The sequence below is a fragment of the Micromonospora sp. DT46 genome (genome assembly GCF_049841735.1).
GTDB classification, from domain to species: Bacteria; Actinomycetota; Actinomycetes; order Mycobacteriales; family Micromonosporaceae; genus Micromonospora; species Micromonospora reichwaldensis.
On record NZ_JBNCKW010000004.1, the window covers coordinates 216,753 to 233,520 of the forward strand.

18 protein-coding genes and 1 riboswitch are annotated in these 16,768 nt (G+C 73.5%); of the genes, 10 read left to right on the top strand and 8 right to left on the bottom strand.

All coding sequences use genetic code 11. The annotated features are described in order from the left end of the window. Positions 1-4: 4 nt before the first annotated feature. Positions 5-649, bottom strand: coding sequence for a TetR/AcrR family transcriptional regulator (locus ACLQ20_RS12405; RefSeq protein ID WP_225852043.1), 645 nt, complete (start codon positions 647-649; stop codon positions 5-7). 55 nt (positions 650-704) lie between these two features. Between ACLQ20_RS12405 and ACLQ20_RS12410 the strand changes: the two genes are divergently transcribed. From ACLQ20_RS12410 to ACLQ20_RS12420, 3 genes are all read left to right on the top strand, one after another. Further along, positions 705-998 (top strand): hypothetical protein, encoded by a 294-nt coding sequence (locus ACLQ20_RS12410; protein ID WP_151453554.1) that lies wholly within the window; start codon positions 705-707, stop codon positions 996-998. Positions 999-1,117: 119 nt separating this feature from the next. After that, the gene (locus ACLQ20_RS12415) at positions 1,118-1,933 is read left to right on the top strand and encodes a class I SAM-dependent methyltransferase (protein ID WP_425855551.1); all 816 of its coding nucleotides are present in this window, start codon (positions 1,118-1,120) and stop codon (positions 1,931-1,933) included. Further along, on the top strand, positions 1,930-2,331 hold the full coding sequence (locus tag ACLQ20_RS12420; RefSeq protein ID WP_425855553.1) for a hypothetical protein: 402 nt from the start codon (positions 1,930-1,932) through the stop codon (positions 2,329-2,331). The genes ACLQ20_RS12415 and ACLQ20_RS12420 overlap by 4 nt, the downstream gene beginning before the upstream one ends. A gap of 309 nt (positions 2,332-2,640) precedes the next feature. On the opposite strand, the gene ACLQ20_RS12425 is transcribed toward ACLQ20_RS12420, so the two are convergent. Continuing rightward, positions 2,641-4,080: a glycine hydroxymethyltransferase gene (locus ACLQ20_RS12425; RefSeq protein WP_327028626.1), complete on the bottom strand. Its 1,440-nt coding sequence runs from the start codon at positions 4,078-4,080 to the stop codon at positions 2,641-2,643. A gap of 17 nt (positions 4,081-4,097) precedes the next feature. After that, positions 4,098-4,187, bottom strand: a riboswitch (ZMP/ZTP riboswitch). Between the two features lie 172 nt (positions 4,188-4,359). Between ACLQ20_RS12425 and ACLQ20_RS12430 the strand changes: the two genes are divergently transcribed. Together ACLQ20_RS12430 and ACLQ20_RS12435 are read left to right on the top strand one after the other, a co-directional pair. Next, positions 4,360-5,166 carry an SDR family NAD(P)-dependent oxidoreductase gene (locus ACLQ20_RS12430; protein WP_425855555.1) on the top strand — a complete coding sequence of 269 codons (807 nt, stop codon included), beginning with the start codon at positions 4,360-4,362 and terminating at the stop codon, positions 5,164-5,166. A gap of 89 nt (positions 5,167-5,255) precedes the next feature. Further along, complete coding sequence (locus tag ACLQ20_RS12435) at positions 5,256-6,107, top strand: metallophosphoesterase family protein (RefSeq protein WP_327028625.1); 852 nt, start codon at positions 5,256-5,258, stop codon at positions 6,105-6,107. A 42-nt stretch (positions 6,108-6,149) separates the two neighbouring features. Here ACLQ20_RS12435 and ACLQ20_RS12440 read toward each other — a convergent pair whose 3' ends face one another. The 5 genes from ACLQ20_RS12440 to ACLQ20_RS12460 form a co-directional block, all read right to left on the bottom strand. Further along, positions 6,150-6,650, bottom strand: a complete 501-nt coding sequence (locus tag ACLQ20_RS12440; protein WP_327028624.1) for a hemerythrin domain-containing protein — start codon at positions 6,648-6,650, stop codon at positions 6,150-6,152. Between the two features lie 112 nt (positions 6,651-6,762). Further along, the gene (locus tag ACLQ20_RS12445) at positions 6,763-8,250 is read right to left on the bottom strand and encodes a S8 family peptidase (RefSeq protein WP_425855559.1); all 1,488 of its coding nucleotides are present in this window, start codon (positions 8,248-8,250) and stop codon (positions 6,763-6,765) included. Positions 8,251-8,397: 147 nt separating this feature from the next. Further along, positions 8,398-9,267, bottom strand: a complete 870-nt coding sequence (locus ACLQ20_RS12450; RefSeq protein WP_425855561.1) for an NAD(P)H-hydrate dehydratase — start codon at positions 9,265-9,267, stop codon at positions 8,398-8,400. After that, entirely contained in the window at positions 9,251-9,982 is a 732-nt protein-coding gene (locus ACLQ20_RS12455; protein ID WP_358121850.1) for a histidine phosphatase family protein, read from the bottom strand. The genes ACLQ20_RS12450 and ACLQ20_RS12455 overlap by 17 nt, the downstream gene beginning before the upstream one ends. 121 nt (positions 9,983-10,103) lie before the next feature. Then, the gene (locus ACLQ20_RS12460) at positions 10,104-10,847 is read right to left on the bottom strand and encodes an alpha/beta hydrolase (RefSeq protein WP_358121852.1); all 744 of its coding nucleotides are present in this window, start codon (positions 10,845-10,847) and stop codon (positions 10,104-10,106) included. Positions 10,848-11,060: 213 nt separating this feature from the next. Between ACLQ20_RS12460 and ACLQ20_RS12465 the strand changes: the two genes are divergently transcribed. Next, on the top strand, positions 11,061-11,291 hold the full coding sequence (locus ACLQ20_RS12465; RefSeq protein ID WP_151453556.1) for a hypothetical protein: 231 nt from the start codon (positions 11,061-11,063) through the stop codon (positions 11,289-11,291). A 190-nt stretch (positions 11,292-11,481) separates the two neighbouring features. Continuing rightward, complete coding sequence (locus tag ACLQ20_RS12470; protein ID WP_327028621.1) at positions 11,482-12,453, top strand: DNA polymerase domain-containing protein; 972 nt, start codon at positions 11,482-11,484, stop codon at positions 12,451-12,453. 22 nt (positions 12,454-12,475) lie between these two features. On the opposite strand, the gene ACLQ20_RS12475 is transcribed toward ACLQ20_RS12470, so the two are convergent. Beyond that, positions 12,476-12,982 (bottom strand): Lrp/AsnC family transcriptional regulator, encoded by a 507-nt coding sequence (locus tag ACLQ20_RS12475; protein ID WP_425855564.1) that lies wholly within the window; start codon positions 12,980-12,982, stop codon positions 12,476-12,478. Between the two features lie 104 nt (positions 12,983-13,086). On the opposite strand from ACLQ20_RS12475, the gene pdhA reads away from it, so the two are divergent. Genes pdhA through ACLQ20_RS12490 form a run of 3 tightly spaced genes read left to right on the top strand, consistent with a single transcriptional unit; the run spans position 13,087 to position 16,660 of the window. Further along, entirely contained in the window at positions 13,087-14,253 is a 1,167-nt protein-coding gene (pdhA, locus tag ACLQ20_RS12480) for a pyruvate dehydrogenase (acetyl-transferring) E1 component subunit alpha (RefSeq protein WP_151453542.1), read from the top strand. After that, a complete protein-coding gene (locus tag ACLQ20_RS12485; RefSeq protein ID WP_151453541.1) occupies positions 14,253-15,269 on the top strand; it encodes an alpha-ketoacid dehydrogenase subunit beta in 1,017 nt (338 codons plus the stop codon). Before pdhA ends, ACLQ20_RS12485 begins: the two co-directional genes overlap by 1 nt. Then, entirely contained in the window at positions 15,266-16,660 is a 1,395-nt protein-coding gene (locus ACLQ20_RS12490) for a dihydrolipoamide acetyltransferase family protein (RefSeq protein WP_425855568.1), read from the top strand. Before ACLQ20_RS12485 ends, ACLQ20_RS12490 begins: the two co-directional genes overlap by 4 nt. The last annotated feature ends 108 nt before the right edge of the window (positions 16,661-16,768 follow it).

Below are 16,768 nucleotides of genomic sequence, written 5' to 3' on the forward strand. Positions count from 1 at the left end.
TCCGCTATTCGGCACCGGCGATGGTGGCGCCGCTGACGGTGTCCACATACCACCGCTGGTACTGCTCCAGCGGCCATCCGCGTTGCCGGACGAGCCAGTCGAAGTTGCGGACGTCCTGGGCCAGCCAGAGGATGTCGGCAACCTGTTCGACGTCCAGGTCAGGGCGGAGGGCTCCCGTGCCGACGAGTTCCGCGGCGAACATGGCCATGCCGCGGCGGCGCTCCTCGATGTTCTTGCGCCAGATCGCGGCGGCGTCCGGATCGGCTGTGGCCGCTGCGGCCAACGCGAGCATCACCTGGGCCTGCCGGGCGTTCACCTCGACCAGATGGCGGGCGTAGCGGGCGAGCTTGGCGCGGGGATCGGCGAGCGCGCGGATCTCGGCGACGAAGGGCCGGTCCGGCAGGGCCACCGGTTCGTCGTCACCGGCCAGGGTGACGTCAACCAGATGGGAGAGCAGTTGCCGCTTGCTGCCGAACACCGCGTAGAGCGTCTGGACCGCGACGCCGGCTTCCGCGGCGACGACGGTCAGCGGCGTGGCCGCGTAGCCGGGGTCGACGAACAACCGACCAGCCGCTTCGAGGATCGCCCGCCGGGTCTGTCGGGATTGCTCCTGCCGCCGGGAAGAGTCATAGCGTCTCTTGACAACCACTGGTCAAGTGTAGTGCTCTATTGGATAGATTCTGACTCTATCTAAAGGAGCGGCCATGCCGTTCGGTGTGTTGCAGGAGATGCCCGGCGTCAGCGAGGCGGAGTACCAGCAGGTGGAGCGACACCTCGGACCGGACCGGCCGCCGGGACTCGTCGCCCATGTCGCCGGTCCGACCGAGGGTGGCTGGCGGATCATCAACATCTGGCAGGACGAAGCCGCGTTCCGTCGGTTCCAGTCCGAACGGCTGGTTCGGGCCGCAGGCTTGGCGGCGCAGGAGGACGGCTTCGACCCGACGAAGGCGGCCAGCTTCCGATCGCTGAGCGTCGACGGTGCCGAGATGCCGTTCTGATGGCCGACGCCGCCACCTTGCGGTCCCACAACACCGCTTTCTGGACGGGAGCGGCGGCTGGCTGGATTCGGCACGCCGATCGGCAGGACGAGATCGGCCGGCCGCTGGGAGCGCCGGCCATGGAGCGAATGGCCGCGCGGCCCGCCGAACACATCCTTGATGTGGGCTGCGGCTGCGGTGGCACCACGGCCGAACTCGCCGCGGCGGTCGGCGAGACCGGCGCGGCGGTTGGTATCGACATCGCCGAGGCGATGGTGACCGCCGCCCGGCAACGGTTCCCCACGGACCGGTACCCGGGTATCCGGTTCCACGCGGCCGACATCGAGACCCTCGATGTCGTGCCGGGGGCACCGTTCGACGCGGCGTACTCGCGAATGGCCCTGATGCTGTTGGCGGATCCGGTCGCCGGCTGCACCACGATCCGGCGGTCCCTGCGCCCGGGAGGGCGCCTCGCCGCGACCGTCTTCCGCGACGGCAGCGTCAACCCGTGGATGTCCGCGGCGTTGCTCGGCGCAGCACCGCACCTCGGGCCGTTACCACCGCTGCCGGTGGGCGACGAGCCCGGTCCGTTCTCCTTCGCCGACCCGGCGCGGCTCGTCCGCGTCCTCACCGTCGCCGGTTTGACCGCGGTCACGATCACGCCGTGTGACGTCGTCATGAATGCTCCGGACGACGCCGATGCGGTGGCCGAGTGGCTGATCGAGGTCGGCCCCGCCGGTGCCGCGTACCGGGCGGCTCCGCTGGCTGGGCAGGTTTCGGCCCGGGCGGGGGCGGCCCGGCTGCTCGACCGGTTTCGTGAACCTGGCGTCGGCTACCGACTACCCGCCGGCCTCTGGCTCGTCACCGCGATCGCCGCCAAGGCTGACAAGCCGTCCGCCCCGGCCCCGCCGCCGGTCGCCCACCACCGACAACCATGTCAGGACGAGAACCGATGAGATCGATCCGAATGCTCGCGCCGACCCTCTGTCTCGTGTTCGCCCTGACGGCTTGTGCCGACGGCGGCGCGCCCGAGCCCTCCGGGGCCACGGCCGGCACCCCCGCAGCAGCCGACGCCGCGCCCAGCGCGATCGGATCCGCTCCGGCCGGTGGCTCGACGCCGGTGTCGGCGAAGGAGGTGTGTGCCTACCTGGACGGCCAGTTGCCGACGCTGAGGGGAATCGGCTCCGAGACGGGCACGATGGCCAACCTCACCGTGAACCTCTACTCCTGGTACGAGAAGCAGGGCGCCGTGCCGACCGGCCGTCAGATCGACGACCAGACCCGGCAGGAATGCCCGGCGACCCGGACCGAGGTGCTCGAACTCGCCGGCATGGAGAGCTTCGAGCGGCTGTAGCCGCCGATGACCGCCGCGCAGGCCAGGTGTCCTGGACGAACTACCGCCACGACGACGTGGTGCATCCCGGCGACATCACCGATGCGACGAACGGTGCGACCGAGTTCATCGACGTACCCCTCGGACAGGGGGCGGTGCCGGGGTCACCGGCGCCGCCCCCATCCTGCTTCCACCCGGGTTCCGGCCGTTGCGCCACCGATCACCGGGCGCTTGTCGATGCCGACGTCATCGCTGTCCCCAGGGGGTGGGGTGCTGCGACGATCGCCGGAACCCGAGGGTGGCCGGCGGCGTCGTCGCGGTGGGCGGCGCTCAGCCGAGGTCGACGGCCGGGTAGAGCGGGAAGCCGCTCAGCAGGTCGCTGGCCTGCTTGCTGATCCGGTCGGCGACGGCCGGGTCGAGGACGTACTTGGCCTTGGACGGGGTGCCGTCCGGGTTGGCGCCCGGCTTGGTCTGGCTGAGCACAGTGTGGATCAGCTCGGCCGTCTCGTCCATCTGCGCGGTGCCCAGGCCCCGGCTGGTCAGCGCCGGGGTGCCGATCCGGATACCGGAGGTGTACCAGGCGCCGTTCGGGTCCTGCGGGACGGAGTTGCGGTTGGTGACGATGCCCGAGTCGAGCAGCGCCTGCTCGGCCTGCCTGCCGGTCAGCCCGTAGCCGGAGACGTCGATCAGCACCAGGTGGTTGTCGGTGCCGCCGGTGACCAGCTTGCCGCCGCGACGCAGCAGCCCCTCGGCGAGCGCCTGCGCGTTGTCGACGATCCGCTGCGCGTAGTCGGCGAAGTCGGGGCGGCGGGCCTCGGCGAGGGCGACGGCCTTGGCGGCCATCACGTGCGGCAGCGGGCCGCCGAGCACCATCGGGCAGCCCCGGTCGACCTGGTCGGCCAGCTCGGGCTGGCAGAGCACCATGCCGCCGCGCGGGCCGCGCAGCGACTTGTGCGTGGTGGTGGTGACGATGTGCGCGTGCGGCACCGGGTCGAAGTCGCCGGTGAAGACCTTCCCGGCGACCAGGCCGGCGAAGTGCGCCATGTCGACCATGAAGGTGGCGCCGACCGAGTCGGCGATCTCCCGCATGATCCGGAAGTTGACCTTCCGCGGGTACGCCGAGTAGCCGGCGACCAGGATCAGCGGCTTGAACTCGCGGGCCGCCTCGGCGACCTTGTCGTAGTCCACGAGGCCGGTGACCGGGTCGGTGCCGTAGCTGCGCTGGTCGAACATCTTGCCGGAGATGTTCGGCCGGAACCCGTGGGTGAGGTGGCCACCGGCGTCCAGCGACATGCCGAGCATCCGCTGGTTGCCCAGCTCCCGGCGCAGCGCGAACCAGTCCGCCTCGGTCAGGTCGTTGACCTGCCGCACCTGGGCCTTCTTCAGCGCCGGCGACTCCACCCGGTCGGCCAGGATCGCCCAGAACGCCACCAGGTTGGCGTCGATGCCGGAGTGCGGCTGCACGTACGCGTGGGCGGCGCCGAACAGCTCCCGGGCGTGCTCGGCGGCGAGCGCCTCGACGGTGTCGACGTTCTGGCAGCCCGCGTAGAAGCGGCGCCCGACGGTGCCCTCGGCGTACTTGTCGCTGAACCAGTTGCCCATGGTCAGCAGGGTCGCGGGGGAGGCGTAGTTCTCGCTGGCGATGAGTTTGAGCGACTCGCGCTGGTCGGCGAGCTCGGCGCCGATGGCGTCGGCCACCCGGGGCTCGACGGCGCGGATCACCTCGAGGGCGCTGCGGAAGGCGGTGGATTCGGCGTTCAGCGACGACATGCGACCTCCAGTGACGTGCGGAAGGCCCAGGCGCTCGGCATGCGTCCTCATGACGGGACCGCTTCCCGATGGTTCTCCATCCCTACGCGCCAGTCACGGCCCGCGCCGATCCTACCGGGTCGACCTCGGCGGTTCCCGGCCCACCTCGCCCCGGCGGCGGGTCCCCGGCGAGGTGGGCGGGTGCGGACGTGGGGGTTGGGCGGCCCGGACCGGGGCACAGCACATCCGGGACGGCCTCGGGTGCGCGGGCCGCCCGCCGACGAGGGGAGTGACGAGCAGATGACCACATCGGGCACGGACCGGCCGTTCGCCGTGGTGACCGGCGCGTCCAGCGGCATCGGGTACGAGCTGGCGGTCCAGTTCGTCGAGCACGGGTACGACCTGGTTGTCGCCGCCGAGGACGACGGGATCGGCACCGTGGCGGAGCGGCTGCGGCGCGACAGGGGGCCGCGGGTGGATCCCGTCCGGGTGGACCTGACCCGCGCCGAGGGGGTCGAGGAGCTGGCGGCGGCGGTGGCCGCGGCCGGCCGCCCGGTCGACGCGCTGGCGCTCAACGCCGGGCGGGGCGCCGGTGGGGAGTTCGTCGGGGGCACCACGCTCGCGGACGAGCTGGCCGTCGTCGACCTGAACGTGCGCTCGACGGTGCACCTGGCCAAGCTGCTGCTGCCCGCCATGGTGCGGCGCGGCGCCGGGCGGGTCCTGTTCACCTCGTCGATCGCCGCCACCATGCCGGGACCCTTCCAGGCCGTCTACAACGCCTCGAAGTCGTTCGTGCAGTCCTTCGCGGAGGCGCTGCGCAACGAGCTGAAGGACACCGGGGTGACGGTGACCTCGCTGATGCCGGGGCCGACCGACACGGAGTTCTTCGACCGTGCCGAGATGGCGGACACCCGGGTCGGCTCGGGACGCAAGGACGACCCGCGCACCGTGGCCGAGCAGGGCTTCGCGGCGATGCTGCGGGGCGACCAGACGGTGACCGCGGGTTCGCTGCTCAACAAGGTGCAGACCGCCGCCGGCAAAATCGTCCCGGACAAGCTCAAGGCGGCGCAGCACCGCAGGATGGCCGAGCCGGGCTCCGGCAGCTGACCCCTTGCGGGTCCCGGCGGCGGGTCGTGCGGCCCGCCGCCGGGACGGGGGCCTCGCGGCCGGGCGCGCCGCTGCCTAGGATCAGCGGCATGGCGGGGGAGGACGGCGAGGGCGGCAGCCTGCTCGCCATCAGCGACCTGCACGTCGGTCACCGGGGCAACCGGGAGGTGGTCGAGGGGCTGCGCCCCGCGTCGCCGCAGGACTGGCTGCTGGTCGCCGGGGACGTGGGCGACACCGTGGCCGACGTGGAGTGGGCCCTCGGCCTGCTCAGCCGCCGCTTCGCGAAGGTCGTCTGGGCGCCGGGCAACCACGAGCTGTGGACGCCGCCCGCCGACCCGGTGGCGCTGCGCGGGGCCGCGCGCTACGCGTACCTGGTGGACGCCTGCCGGCGGCTGGGGGTGCTGACCCCGGAGGACCCGTACCCGGTGTGGCGGGGGGTGGGCGGCCCGGTGCTGGTGGCGCCGCTGTTCCTGCTCTACGACCACAGCTGGCGCCCGGACGGGTTCGACACCCCCGAGGCGGCGCTGGAGGAGGCGTACCGGACGGGGATCGTGTGCACGGACGAGTTCCTGCTGCACCCCGACCCGTACCCGAGCCGGTCGGCGTGGTGCGCCGCCCGCGTCGCCGAGGCCGCGCGTCGGCTCGCCGAACGGGAGCCGGGGCTGCCGACGGTGCTGGTCAACCACTGGCCGCTGCTGCGCGAGCCGACCCGGGTGCTGCGCTACCCGATCTTCGCCCAGTGGTGCGGCACCGAGTCCACCGCCGACTGGCACCTGCGCTTCGACGCCGCCGCGGTGGTCTACGGCCACCTGCACATTCCCCGTACCACCTGGCACGACGGGGTGCGCTTCGAGGAGGTCTCGGTGGGCTACCCGCGGGAGTGGCGGCCCCGGGCCGCGCCCCCGGCGCTGCGGCGGATCCTGCCCGCGCCCCCGGCGTGACGACGGGCCCCGGCGCACCGGGGCCCGTGGAGGTTCGTCCGCTCAGGCCGCCACGGCGTCCAGCGACTTCTTGATCGCCTTCGGGTCGGTCGGCTTGCGCGGCGCGTCCGCGCGCAGCGCGATCATCCGCTCGCCGATCTCCTGGAGCTGCTTACGGCCGAGGGCCTCGCGCACCTTCGGGAACCACTCCTGCTCCTCCTCCTCGACGTGGTGCAGGACGTTCTCGATCAGCACCGTGGTCTTGGCGTTGAAGCGCTCGTCGCCGGCGTCCATGGTGAACAGCTCGGCGCAGAGCACGTCGGCGACGTGGTGCTCCTCGTACGACTCGAGGATGTCGTCCTCCAGGTCGGGCAGGAGCTTGCGGACCTCCGGGTACATCACCTCGTTCTCGAGGTAGGTGTGGACCGTGAGGGCTTCCAGGATCTCGTTCACCAGCTTCTGCCGCCGCGCCGCCGGACCCTCCTCGGCATCCTGGAACGCCTTGAACAGGCGGCGCATCTCCTTGTGGTCCTCTTTCAACAGGACGATGGCATCGGTGGACACCGTTGACCTCCTCGCTCGGCTGACGACTTCTCCCGTACCCCCGGGGTGAGCAGCCAAAACGGGCAGGGCCCGGCGGTGAACCGCCGGGCCCTGCCACTGTCGTGCCGTGGTGTCAGCGCACCACGTTGTACGCGTTGACCATGCCGAAGCCGTAGAAGCCGTTGCGCTTGCCGCCGGAGCAGTTCGCGTCGTAGGCGTTCGGGCCGGCCGCGATCAGCGGCACCGGGTTGTAGACGCCGCCGGGGCACGAGATCGCCTCGGCGGTGTTGCCCAGGAAGGCCGACAGCTGACCGGGCGCCATGCCCGGGTGCGCCGAGACCGCCAGGGCGGCCACGCCGGCGGCGTGCGGCGAGGACATGGAGGTGCCCTGCTTGTAACCCCAGCCGTTGGTCTTCGTGGTGGTGTTGTAGGTGGTGGACAGGATGCCGTCGGAGGAGGTCGAGCTGACCCCCCGGGTACGGAAGCGGGTGTCGCCACCCGGCGCCGTCACCTCGACCACGCCCTGGCCGTAGGAGGAGTAGTAGCTCTTCTGCCCGGTCGGGCCGACCGCCGACACGGTCACCACGCCCGGCGCCTCGCCCGGCAGGATGAGGCAGGAGTTGGTGAGGTTCGCGCGCTCCTCGGGCGTCCCGTTGTTCGGGCTGCCCGTGTCAGTGATCTTGTGGGCGAGGTCCCAGTTGCTGTTACCCGCGGACGCCACGTGCAGCACGCCCTTGCCCTGCGAGTAACGCAGGGCCCGCTGGACCGCCTTCCACACCGGACGCTGGCGCGCGTCGTTGCGGCAGTTGAGCTGCCACGGGTCGATGTAGTAGCTGTTGTTGGTCACCTGCATGCCCTGCTCGGCGGCCCACATGAACCCGCAGACCGCGGCCTCCGGGAAGATGTAGCCGTCGTCGTTGACCACCTTGACGGCGGCCACCCTGACGCCCGGGGCGACCCCGGTCACGCCGACGCCGTTGACGGCGGCGGCGATGGTGCCGGCCACGTGGGTGCCGTGGTCGGAGGTGGTCGGGTTCCAGGCGGCCTCGGTGGTGTCGGTGACGCCACCGATGCAGGACGTGCTCTTGTTCTTCGCGATCTGGGTGGCCAGATCGGGGTGGCTGGACGAGATGCCGCTGTCCAGCACGCCCACCACCACGTCGGCGCGGCCGGCGTTGACGGCGTGGGCCTGCGGGACGTCGATCATCGGCATGTCCCACTGCTGACCGAAGAGGGGCTCCTTGGTCGGGTCGGCGGTCGTGTTGGCCGCCTCGGCCGCGGAGACCTCCAGGGTCTCGCCCTCGTCGAGGGCGCTGCCCAGGCCGGCCGTGGACGCCACCGAGTCGACGCCCGCGCCCGCCACGTCCGTGACGAAGTCGGGGTTTGTCGACCGGACGACGAGCACGCCGATCTGGTCGTAGCTGGCCACCACGGTGCCGTTGGCGGCGGCCACGCGGGCGGCCGCCTTGTCGGTCTTGTCACCCTGCGGGGCGAGCACCAGGAACGTGGTGTCCGGGCCGGCGGCCGACGCCGCCGGGGCCACCCCGCCGGCGACGGCGAGGCCGACGCCGAGCGTCACGGCGGACGCGGCAGCCAGTGTCTTGCGACGGAGGTTCTTCACACAGACTCCCAGGGGCTGTTTCCAGCCGGGGTACGCCCCCTGGCGGGGAGCGGCCGGCGGGAGGCGGGCGGGATGCCTGCCTCCGCAACCACCAGCGTCGCGCCGTGAGCTGGCGTTACACGCCTCCGCGGGTCCGGACGAAAGGTGTCAGACGGTCGCCAGGGTGTGGGGAATCTCGTCGAGCAGCTCCCGGGCGAGGAACCCGATCCGGCCGAACCGGGGGACCAGCCGCTGACCGCTGACCGCGTGGGCGAACGCCGCCCAGCACGCGGCCTGTGCCGGCTGCGCGCCCCGCGACAGCAGCCCGGCCAGCAGGCCGGCGCGGACGTCCCCGCTGCCGGAGGTGCCCAGGCCGGCGTCGCCGCTCTCCTCCCGCCAGCTCCGGCCGTCGGGGGTGGCGATGTGGCCGTAGAGCGACACCACCGCGTCGTACCGGCGGGCCAGCTCCGTCGCCTCGGCGTCGAGGTCGTCGCCGGGCTCCCGGTCGAGCAGGTGCCGGGCCTCGGTGAGGTTGGGGGTGAGCACCACCGGCCGCCCGGACCCGACCAGCAGGTCCGGGGCGTGGCTGAGGGCCCCCAGGGCGTACGCGTCGAGCACCAGCGACGTCTCCGGACCGGCCGCGTCGAGCACCAGACGCAGCAGGCGGCCGGTCTCGTCGATGTCCTTGAGGCCGGGGCCGACGGCCACCACGTCCGCCTCCGCCACCAGTTCGCCCAGCAGCTCGCCGGGCTGCCCCGCGACCGCCCCGTCGGCGGTCTCCGGCAGCCCCACCACCAGCGCCTCGGGCACCTGGATGCTCAGCGCGGCGGCGGTGGACTCGGCGGCGGCGAGCTGGAGCACACCGGCCCCGGCCCGCAGCGCGGCCACCCCGGCGAGCAGCACCGCGCCGGGGGTGAAGCGTGAGCCGCCGACCACCAGCACCGTGCCCCGGGCCTCCTTGCCGCCGGTCGGCACGGGCAGCGCCCAGTCCCGCAGCAGACCGGGGGTGATCACCCGGGTGTCAGACCGGTTCGGCATGGACCTCGTCCTCCCTGGTCGGCCGGGCGCCCTGCTCGTGCAGGTGACCGACGTCGTTGAACACGTCCGGGGTCAGCCGGCCGTCGGCGCCGGCGGACCACCCGGTGATCGAGCAGTTGGCGATGACGTGTTCGCGGGTCAACGCCATCAGCTCCGTCTCGGTGAGCCCCTCCACCAGGTAACGGGTCAGGAAGACCAGGGCGTCGTGGCCGAACAGCAGCACGCGCCGGTCCTCGTGGTCGCGGCGCAGGTCGCCCAGGAGGGCACGCAGGCGCAGTGCCACGTCGGTCCAGGACTCCCCGCCCGGCGGTCGGTAGTAGAACTTGCCGAGCCGGTCGCGGCGCGCGGCCTCCTCCGGGTGCCGCCGGCGCACCCCCTGCCCGGTCAGGCCGTCCAGGATGCCCAGCTCCCGGTCGCGCAACCGTTCGTCGCGGGTGAGCGGGATCCCGGTGCCGGCCAGGGCCAGCTCGGCGGTCCGCACCGCCCGCAGGTACGGCGACACCACCGCCACGTCGGGCCGGTGGGCCTCGGGCAGCCCGGCCAGCCACCGCGCGGTGGCCCGCGCCTGCTCCTCCCCGGTGGGGCTCAGCGGCACGTCCGCGTCCCGGTGGGTCAGGTCGATCAGCTCGGCGCCGGACGCCTCGGCCGCCGTGGCCGCCACGTTCGCCGTGCTCTCGCCGTGCCGGACGATCCAGAGCGTCGCCAGTTCCGCCATGCGGCAACCCCTACCCGCAAGCCCGCCCGGGGTAACCGCGCCAGCCCGCCGGGCGGGACCGTGTGCGCCGCCGCGGCCGGGTCCGCGTTGCCGCGGGGGCCCTCCGTCGTCCACCCGCCGTTCAACCCCGCTGGGCGGGTCGGGCGACCCCGCGGGCCTCCCGCCGGAGCTCCTCCAGCCGGTCCGCCAGCTCCCGTGGCCGGCTCAGGGCCACCGGGTGCCCACCGTCCATCTCGTCCGGGGCGATGCCCAGCCGCTCGGACACCAGCCCGCGCAGGAAGTCGATCGGGAAGAAGCGGTCGCCCCGGCAGAGCAGCGCCCGGGTCGGCACGTCCGGCCAGGCGGCGAGCGGCCAGGGCTTCTCGAACGGCGTGCCGGACTGGTCCCGGGCGTGCGCCGTGGCCTCCTCGACGAGCCGGGGCGGCAGCTCGTGGAAGAAGACGACGTTAGGGTCCTCGTCCTGCTCCGGCGTCCAGCCCTCGCGTTCCGCCTGGATCCGCCTGGCCTGCGCGTAGCCGGTGTTGCCCCACCACTCGGCCGGCGACTCGCCGGGGGCGGGCACCATCGGGGTCAGCAGCACGAGCAGGTCCGCGTGGACCCGGTCGCACAGCAGCGGACCGGTGAACGCGCCGAACGACTGGGCCACGACGACCAGGTCCGTGCGGTCCCCGATGGCCTGGACGGCGGCGTCGGTGTATTCCGCCAGCCCCGCCGAGTCGTCGGCGCACGGCAGGTCGACCGCCACCACGTCGTGCCCCCGGTCCCGCAACTGCTCGGCCAGCAGGTGCCAGTACCAGGGCCCGCTGCCCGCGGGGGGAATCAGCACGTACGTCGCCGTCGTCAGTGGTCCGTCAGGCTCGCCCACGATCTCTCTCCCCGTGCCGGTCACCGATGGTCGACGAACCGTAACCCACCGGTACGACGGCCGACGGCCGACGGAGCCGTCCACTGGCGTCCCGTTCCGGCCGACCCGGCCCGCCGGGGGCGGTGCGCCCGGCGCCCGGGGCGTGATCGGGGCCGGGTCGGGTAAGCGCTGCCTCCACCAATCACCGAGACGGGGAGGTGCGCCGTGGCCACCATGGTCAGGGAGCCGGCGAGCCCGGTGAAGGACCAGAACTACGACCTGATCCACGCGCTGCAGATGTCGTTGCAGCACATCTGGCAGCTGGAGAACTACGTCGCCGACGCCGACGCGCGGGGCGACACGGAACTGGCCACCTGGTTCCGGAAGATCCAGGAGAACAACCGCAAGGCGGGCGAACAGGGCAAGAAGATGCTCCTGGCGCGCCTCCAGGAGGAGATGAGCTGAGTTCGACCGCCGGCGGCCGGGCGGCCGGAGACTGCCCGCCCGGCCGCCGCGCGGACGGCCGCCCGGAGCGCGCCATCTCGTGCCGGCAGCCGGCCGAGGTGTCGGCACGCAGGGCCGTGTCGGGATGTGCCGGCCGAGGTGTCGGCGCGCGGGCCCGTGCCGGCCGGCCGGGCGGGTTACGGTGTCAGGCGTGGCGACGCCGGCCGAGGAGATCCAGGTGGGGGAGCGGCTGGTGCGCGTCTCCAGCCCCGACAAGCCGTACTTCCCGGAACTCGGGCTGACCAAGCGGGACGTGGTGTCCTACTTCCTCGCCGTCGGCGACGGCGTCCTGCGCGCCCTGCGGGACCGCCCGACCATGCTTGAGCGGTGGCCACGCGGCGTGTTCGAGGGGGCGAAGATCGGCACCCGGCAGGACAACCGGGGCGACGCCTTCTATCAGAAGCGGCTGCCGGCGGGAGCGCCCGAGTGGGTCCGCACCGCCCACATCACCTTCCCGAGCGGGCGTACGGCCGACGAGGTCGCGCCGAGCGAGCTGGCGGTGGTGATCTGGGCGGCCAACCTCGGCACGCTGCGGTTCCACCCGTGGCCGGTCTCCGCCGCCGACGTGGAGCGGCCCGACCAGCTGCGCATCGACCTGGACCCGATGCCGGGGGTGGGCTTCGACCAGGTGGTGCCGGTGGCCCACGAGGTGCACGCGTTCCTGACCGAGCTGGGGTTGACCGGCTACCCGAAGACCACCGGCGGGCGGGGCCTGCACGTCTACCTCTCCATCGAGCCCCGGTGGAGCTTCGGCGACTGCCGGCGGGCGGTGCTGGCGCTGGGCCGGGAGATGCAACGCCGGCTGCCGGAGCTGGTCACCACCACGTGGTGGCGGGAGCAGCGGGACCGGCCGGTCTTCGTCGACTACAACCAGATGTCCCGGGACCACACGATGGCCTCGGCGTACTCGATCCGTCCCACCCCGCAGGCGCTGGTCTCCGCGCCGCTGGACTGGTCGGAGCTGGACGACGCCCGGCCGGAGGACTTCGCCGTGACCACGATGCCCGCCCGGTTCGCCGAGCGCGGCGACCCGCACGCCGGCCTCGACGACCGGCGGTTCTCCCTGGAACCGCTGCTGGAGCTGGCCGACCGGGAGGGGCTGGAGGCCCCACCGGAGCGCTGAGCGGGCAGACCGCTGCGCCCGTTCACTCCCACGGGCTGCGTTCGCCGTCGAACTCCTCGAAGACCAGCCAGGTGCGGGTGGAGAGCACGCCGGCGATGCTCTGCACCCGGCCCAGCACCACGTCGCGCAGGGTGGCGTTGTCCGGCGCCCGGACCAGGGCCAGCACGTCGTGGTCGCCGCCGAGCAGGGCGGCGTGCTCGATGTAGCGGACCCGGGCCAGCTCCGCCGACACCTCCCGCCAGGTGTTCTGTTCGATCTTCAACGCGATGTACGCCGAGGTGCCCAGCCCCGCCGCCTCGGGCGCGACCTGGGCCCGGAAGGCGGTGATCACCCCGTCGCGCAGCAGCCGCTCGACCCGGGCGTACGCGTTGGTGCGGGAGATGTGGATGCGCTCGGCGAGCGTACGCACCGACGTGCGGCCGTCGCGGACCAGCTCGTCGAGGATCCGCCGGTCGACGTCGTCCAACGGTCGCGCCGAACGTCCCGTTCCGGCCACCGGCTCCGCTGCGCCCCCGGACTCCTGGCTCATCTCGTCGCCTGTCCCATGCCATCCGTCCCGCGTTTGTCCTGGATCTTGAGTCAATCATCCGACAGCAGGAGCATAGGCCCACCACACGTCCAGGAGGTCCCGCCGTGACGACCACACCCGAGGCGGTCCGCAGGGCATCCCCGCGCAGCCGTCGGAAGGCCACCCCGCCCGACCCGGCCAAGCCGCTGCTCCCGGCCACCGAGCCCGTCCGCCTGCTCGACCCCACCGGCACGCCACTGCGCGCCCCCGCCGACTACCCCGAGCCGCCCGTCGAGGCGCTCGTCGAGATGCACCGGCGGATGGTCGTCGGCCGCCGCTTCGACGTCCAGGCCACCGCCCTGACCAAGCAGGGCCGGCTGGCCGTCTACCCGTCCTCGCGCGGGCAGGAGGCCTGCCAGGTCGGCGCCGTCCTCGCCCTGCGCGACACGGACTGGGTCTTCCCGACCTACCGCGAGTCGATGGCCCTGGTCTCCCGCGGCATCGATCCGGTCGAGGTGCTGACCCTGCTGCGCGGGGACTGGCACTGCGGCTACGACCCCGCCGAGCGGCACACCGCCCCGCAGTGCACCCCGCTGGCGACCCAGTGCGTGCACGCCGCCGGGCTGGCCTACGGCGAGGCGTACCAGGGGCGCGACACCGTCGCGCTGGCGTTCATCGGTGACGGGGCGACCAGCGAGGGCGACTTCCACGAGGGCGTCAACTTCGCCGCCGTGTTCAAGGCCCCGGTCGTCTACTTCGTGCAGAACAACCGGTACGCCATCAGCGTCCCGCTGTCGCGGCAGACCGCCGCGCCGTCGCTGGCGTACAAGGGCGTGGGCTACGGCGTGCCCAGCGAACAGGTCGACGGCAACGACCCGGTGGCCGTGCTCGCGGTGCTCACCCGCGCGGTGGAGCACGCCCGTTCCGGCAAGGGCCCGTTCCTGGTCGAGGCGCACACCTACCGGATGGAGGCGCACACCAACGCCGACGACGCGAGCCGCTACCGCGACGGCGCCGAGGTCGAGGCGTGGCGGGACCGGGACCCGGTGGCCCGGCTGGAGACGTACCTGCGGGCCCGGGGCGCGCTCGACGACGCCGCCGTCGCCGCGGTCGCCGAGGAGGCCGAGGCGTACGCCGCCGACCTGCGCACCCGCATGAACGCGCAGCCGACGGTCGACCCGATGAGCCTCTTCGACCACGTCTACGCCGAGCCCACCCCGCAACTGGTCGAGCAGCGCGAGCAGGTCCGCGCCGAGCTGGCCGCCGCCCAGGACGAGGAGGGTGAGCGCTGATGGCCGCCCTGACCATGGCGAAGGCGCTCAACGCCGCGCTCGCCGACGCGATGCTCGACGACGACCGGGTGGTCGTCTTCGGCGAGGACGTCGGCGCGCTCGGCGGCGTCTTCCGGATCACCGACGGCCTCCAGGCCCGCTTCGGCGACAAGCGCTGCTTCGACACGCCGCTCGCCGAGGCCGGCATCGTCGGCTTCGCCGTCGGCATGGCCATGTCCGGGCTGCGCCCGGTGGTCGAGATGCAGTTCGACGCGTTCGCGTACCCGGCGTTCGAGCAGATCGCCTCGCACGTGGCGAAGCTGCGCAACCGCACCCGGGGCGCGCTCAGCGTGCCCATCGTCATCCGGGTGCCGTACGCCGGCGGCATCGGCGGCGTCGAGCACCACTGCGACTCCAGCGAGGCGTACTACGCGCACACCCCCGGCCTGAAGGTCGTCACCCCGGCGACGGTCGAGGACGCGTACTCGCTGCTGCGCCAGGCGATCGACGATCCCGACCCGGTCGTGTTCATGGAGCCGAAGAAGCTCTACTTCTCCAGCGCCGAGGCGGAACTGCCGGCCAGCGCCGCGCCGATCGGCCGGGCGGTCGTGCGTCGCCCCGGCCGCGACGCCACCCTCGTCGCGTACGGGCCGGCGGTGCCGGTCGCGCTGGAGGCCGCCGAGGCCGCCCGTGAGGAGGGCTGGGACCTGGAGGTCGTGGACGTGCGCAGCATCGTGCCCTTCGACGACGAGACCGTCACCGCCTCGGTCCGGCGTACCGGCCGGTGCGTGGTGATCCAGGAGGCCCAGGGCTTCGCCGGGGTGGGCGCCGAGATCGCCGCCCGGGTGCAGGAGCGCTGCTTCCACGCCCTGCACGCCCCGGTGCTGCGGGTGTCCGGGCTGGACATTCCGTACCCGGCGCCGATGCTGGAGCACACCCACCTGCCGTCGGTGGACCGGATCCTCGACACGGTGGCCCGGCTCCAGTGGGACGACCAGCCCGACGGGCGCTGGCTGAGCCGGGAGAGCGCGGCGTGACCACCGTGGACGGGGCGCAGGTCTTCCTCCTGCCCGACCTGGGCGAGGGGCTGAGCGAGGCCGAGATCGTCGAGTGGCGGGTCGCCGTGGGCGACGTGGTCACGGTGGACCAGAGCGTCGTGGAGGTGGAGACCGCCAAGGCCGTCGTCGACGTGCCCTGCCCGTACGCCGGGCGGGTCGTGGCGCTGCACGGCGCGGCGGGCGAGACCCGCCCGGTCGGCCAGCCGCTGATCACCATCGCGCCCCTCGACGGCGACGGCGGGGCCGGCGACGAGCCCGCCGCGCACGTCACCTACCGCGAGGAGGAGCGGGCCGGCTCCGGCAACGTCCTCATCGGCTACGGCACCGGCCACGGTGGCGCGGGGCGGCGGCGTCGGCGGCCCCGTCTCGTGGCCGCACCCGATCCCACCCCGGCGGCTCCCACCCACGCCGCACCGGCGGCGGCTCCCGCCCCGGCGGCGGCTGCGGCCGGCGCGGCCGACCACCCGCAGGGCGCGGCAGCGCCCCTGGTCATCTCGCCGATCGTGCGCCGGCTGGCCCGCGAGCACGGGCTCGACCTGGCGGCCCTGCGCGGCACCGGCCCCGGCGGCGTGGTGCGCCGGGCGGACGTGGAGGCCGCCGTCGCCGAGGCGGCGACGCCGGCCGCCCGGCTCGCCGCGGTGCCCGACGAGCCCGTCGCGTCGGCGGTCTCCGGCGCCGAGGACCTGGTCGTCCCGCTGACCGGCATCCGCAAGGTGATCGCCGACAAGCTCTCCCGCAGCCGGCGGGAGATCCCCGAGGTGACCATCTGGGTGGACGTGGACGCCACCGGGCTGCTGGAGACCCGGGCGGCGATCAACGCGGCGACCCCGGACGCGCCGGTGAGCATCCTGGCCCTGCTGGCCCGGATCTGCCTGTCCGGGCTGCGCCGGTACCCGCAGCTCAACGCCCGGGTCGACACCGAGGGCCAGCGGATCGTCCAGTCCGCCGGGGTGCACCTGGGCATCGCCGCCCAGACCGACCGGGGGCTGGTCGTGCCGGTGCTGCGGGACGCGCAGCGGCTGACCACCGCCGAGCTGGCCGCCGAGCTGACCGCGACCACCACGGCCGCCCGGGCCGGTACGCTGCCCCCGGCCCGGCTGACCGGCGGCACGTTCACGCTCAACAACTACGGCGTCTTCGGCGTCGACGGCTCCACCCCGATCATCAACCATCCGGAGGCGGCACTGCTCGGGGTGGGACGGATCGTGGACAAGCCCTGGGTGGTGGACGGGCAGCTCGCCGTACGGAAGGTGACGCAGCTCAGCCTGACCTTCGACCACCGGGTCTGCGACGGCGGGGTGGCCGGCGGCTTTCTGCGGCACGTCGCCGACTGCGTCGAGCGGCCGGCGGTGCTGATCGCCAACGTCTGATCCCGGTCGCGACGGCCCCGGCTCCGCCTCCCGGCGGCGCCGGGGCCGTCGCCGTCGCGGCAGGCGTTTCCCGGCAGACGGGCCGGGAATGCGGGCCGGGCAGTCTCG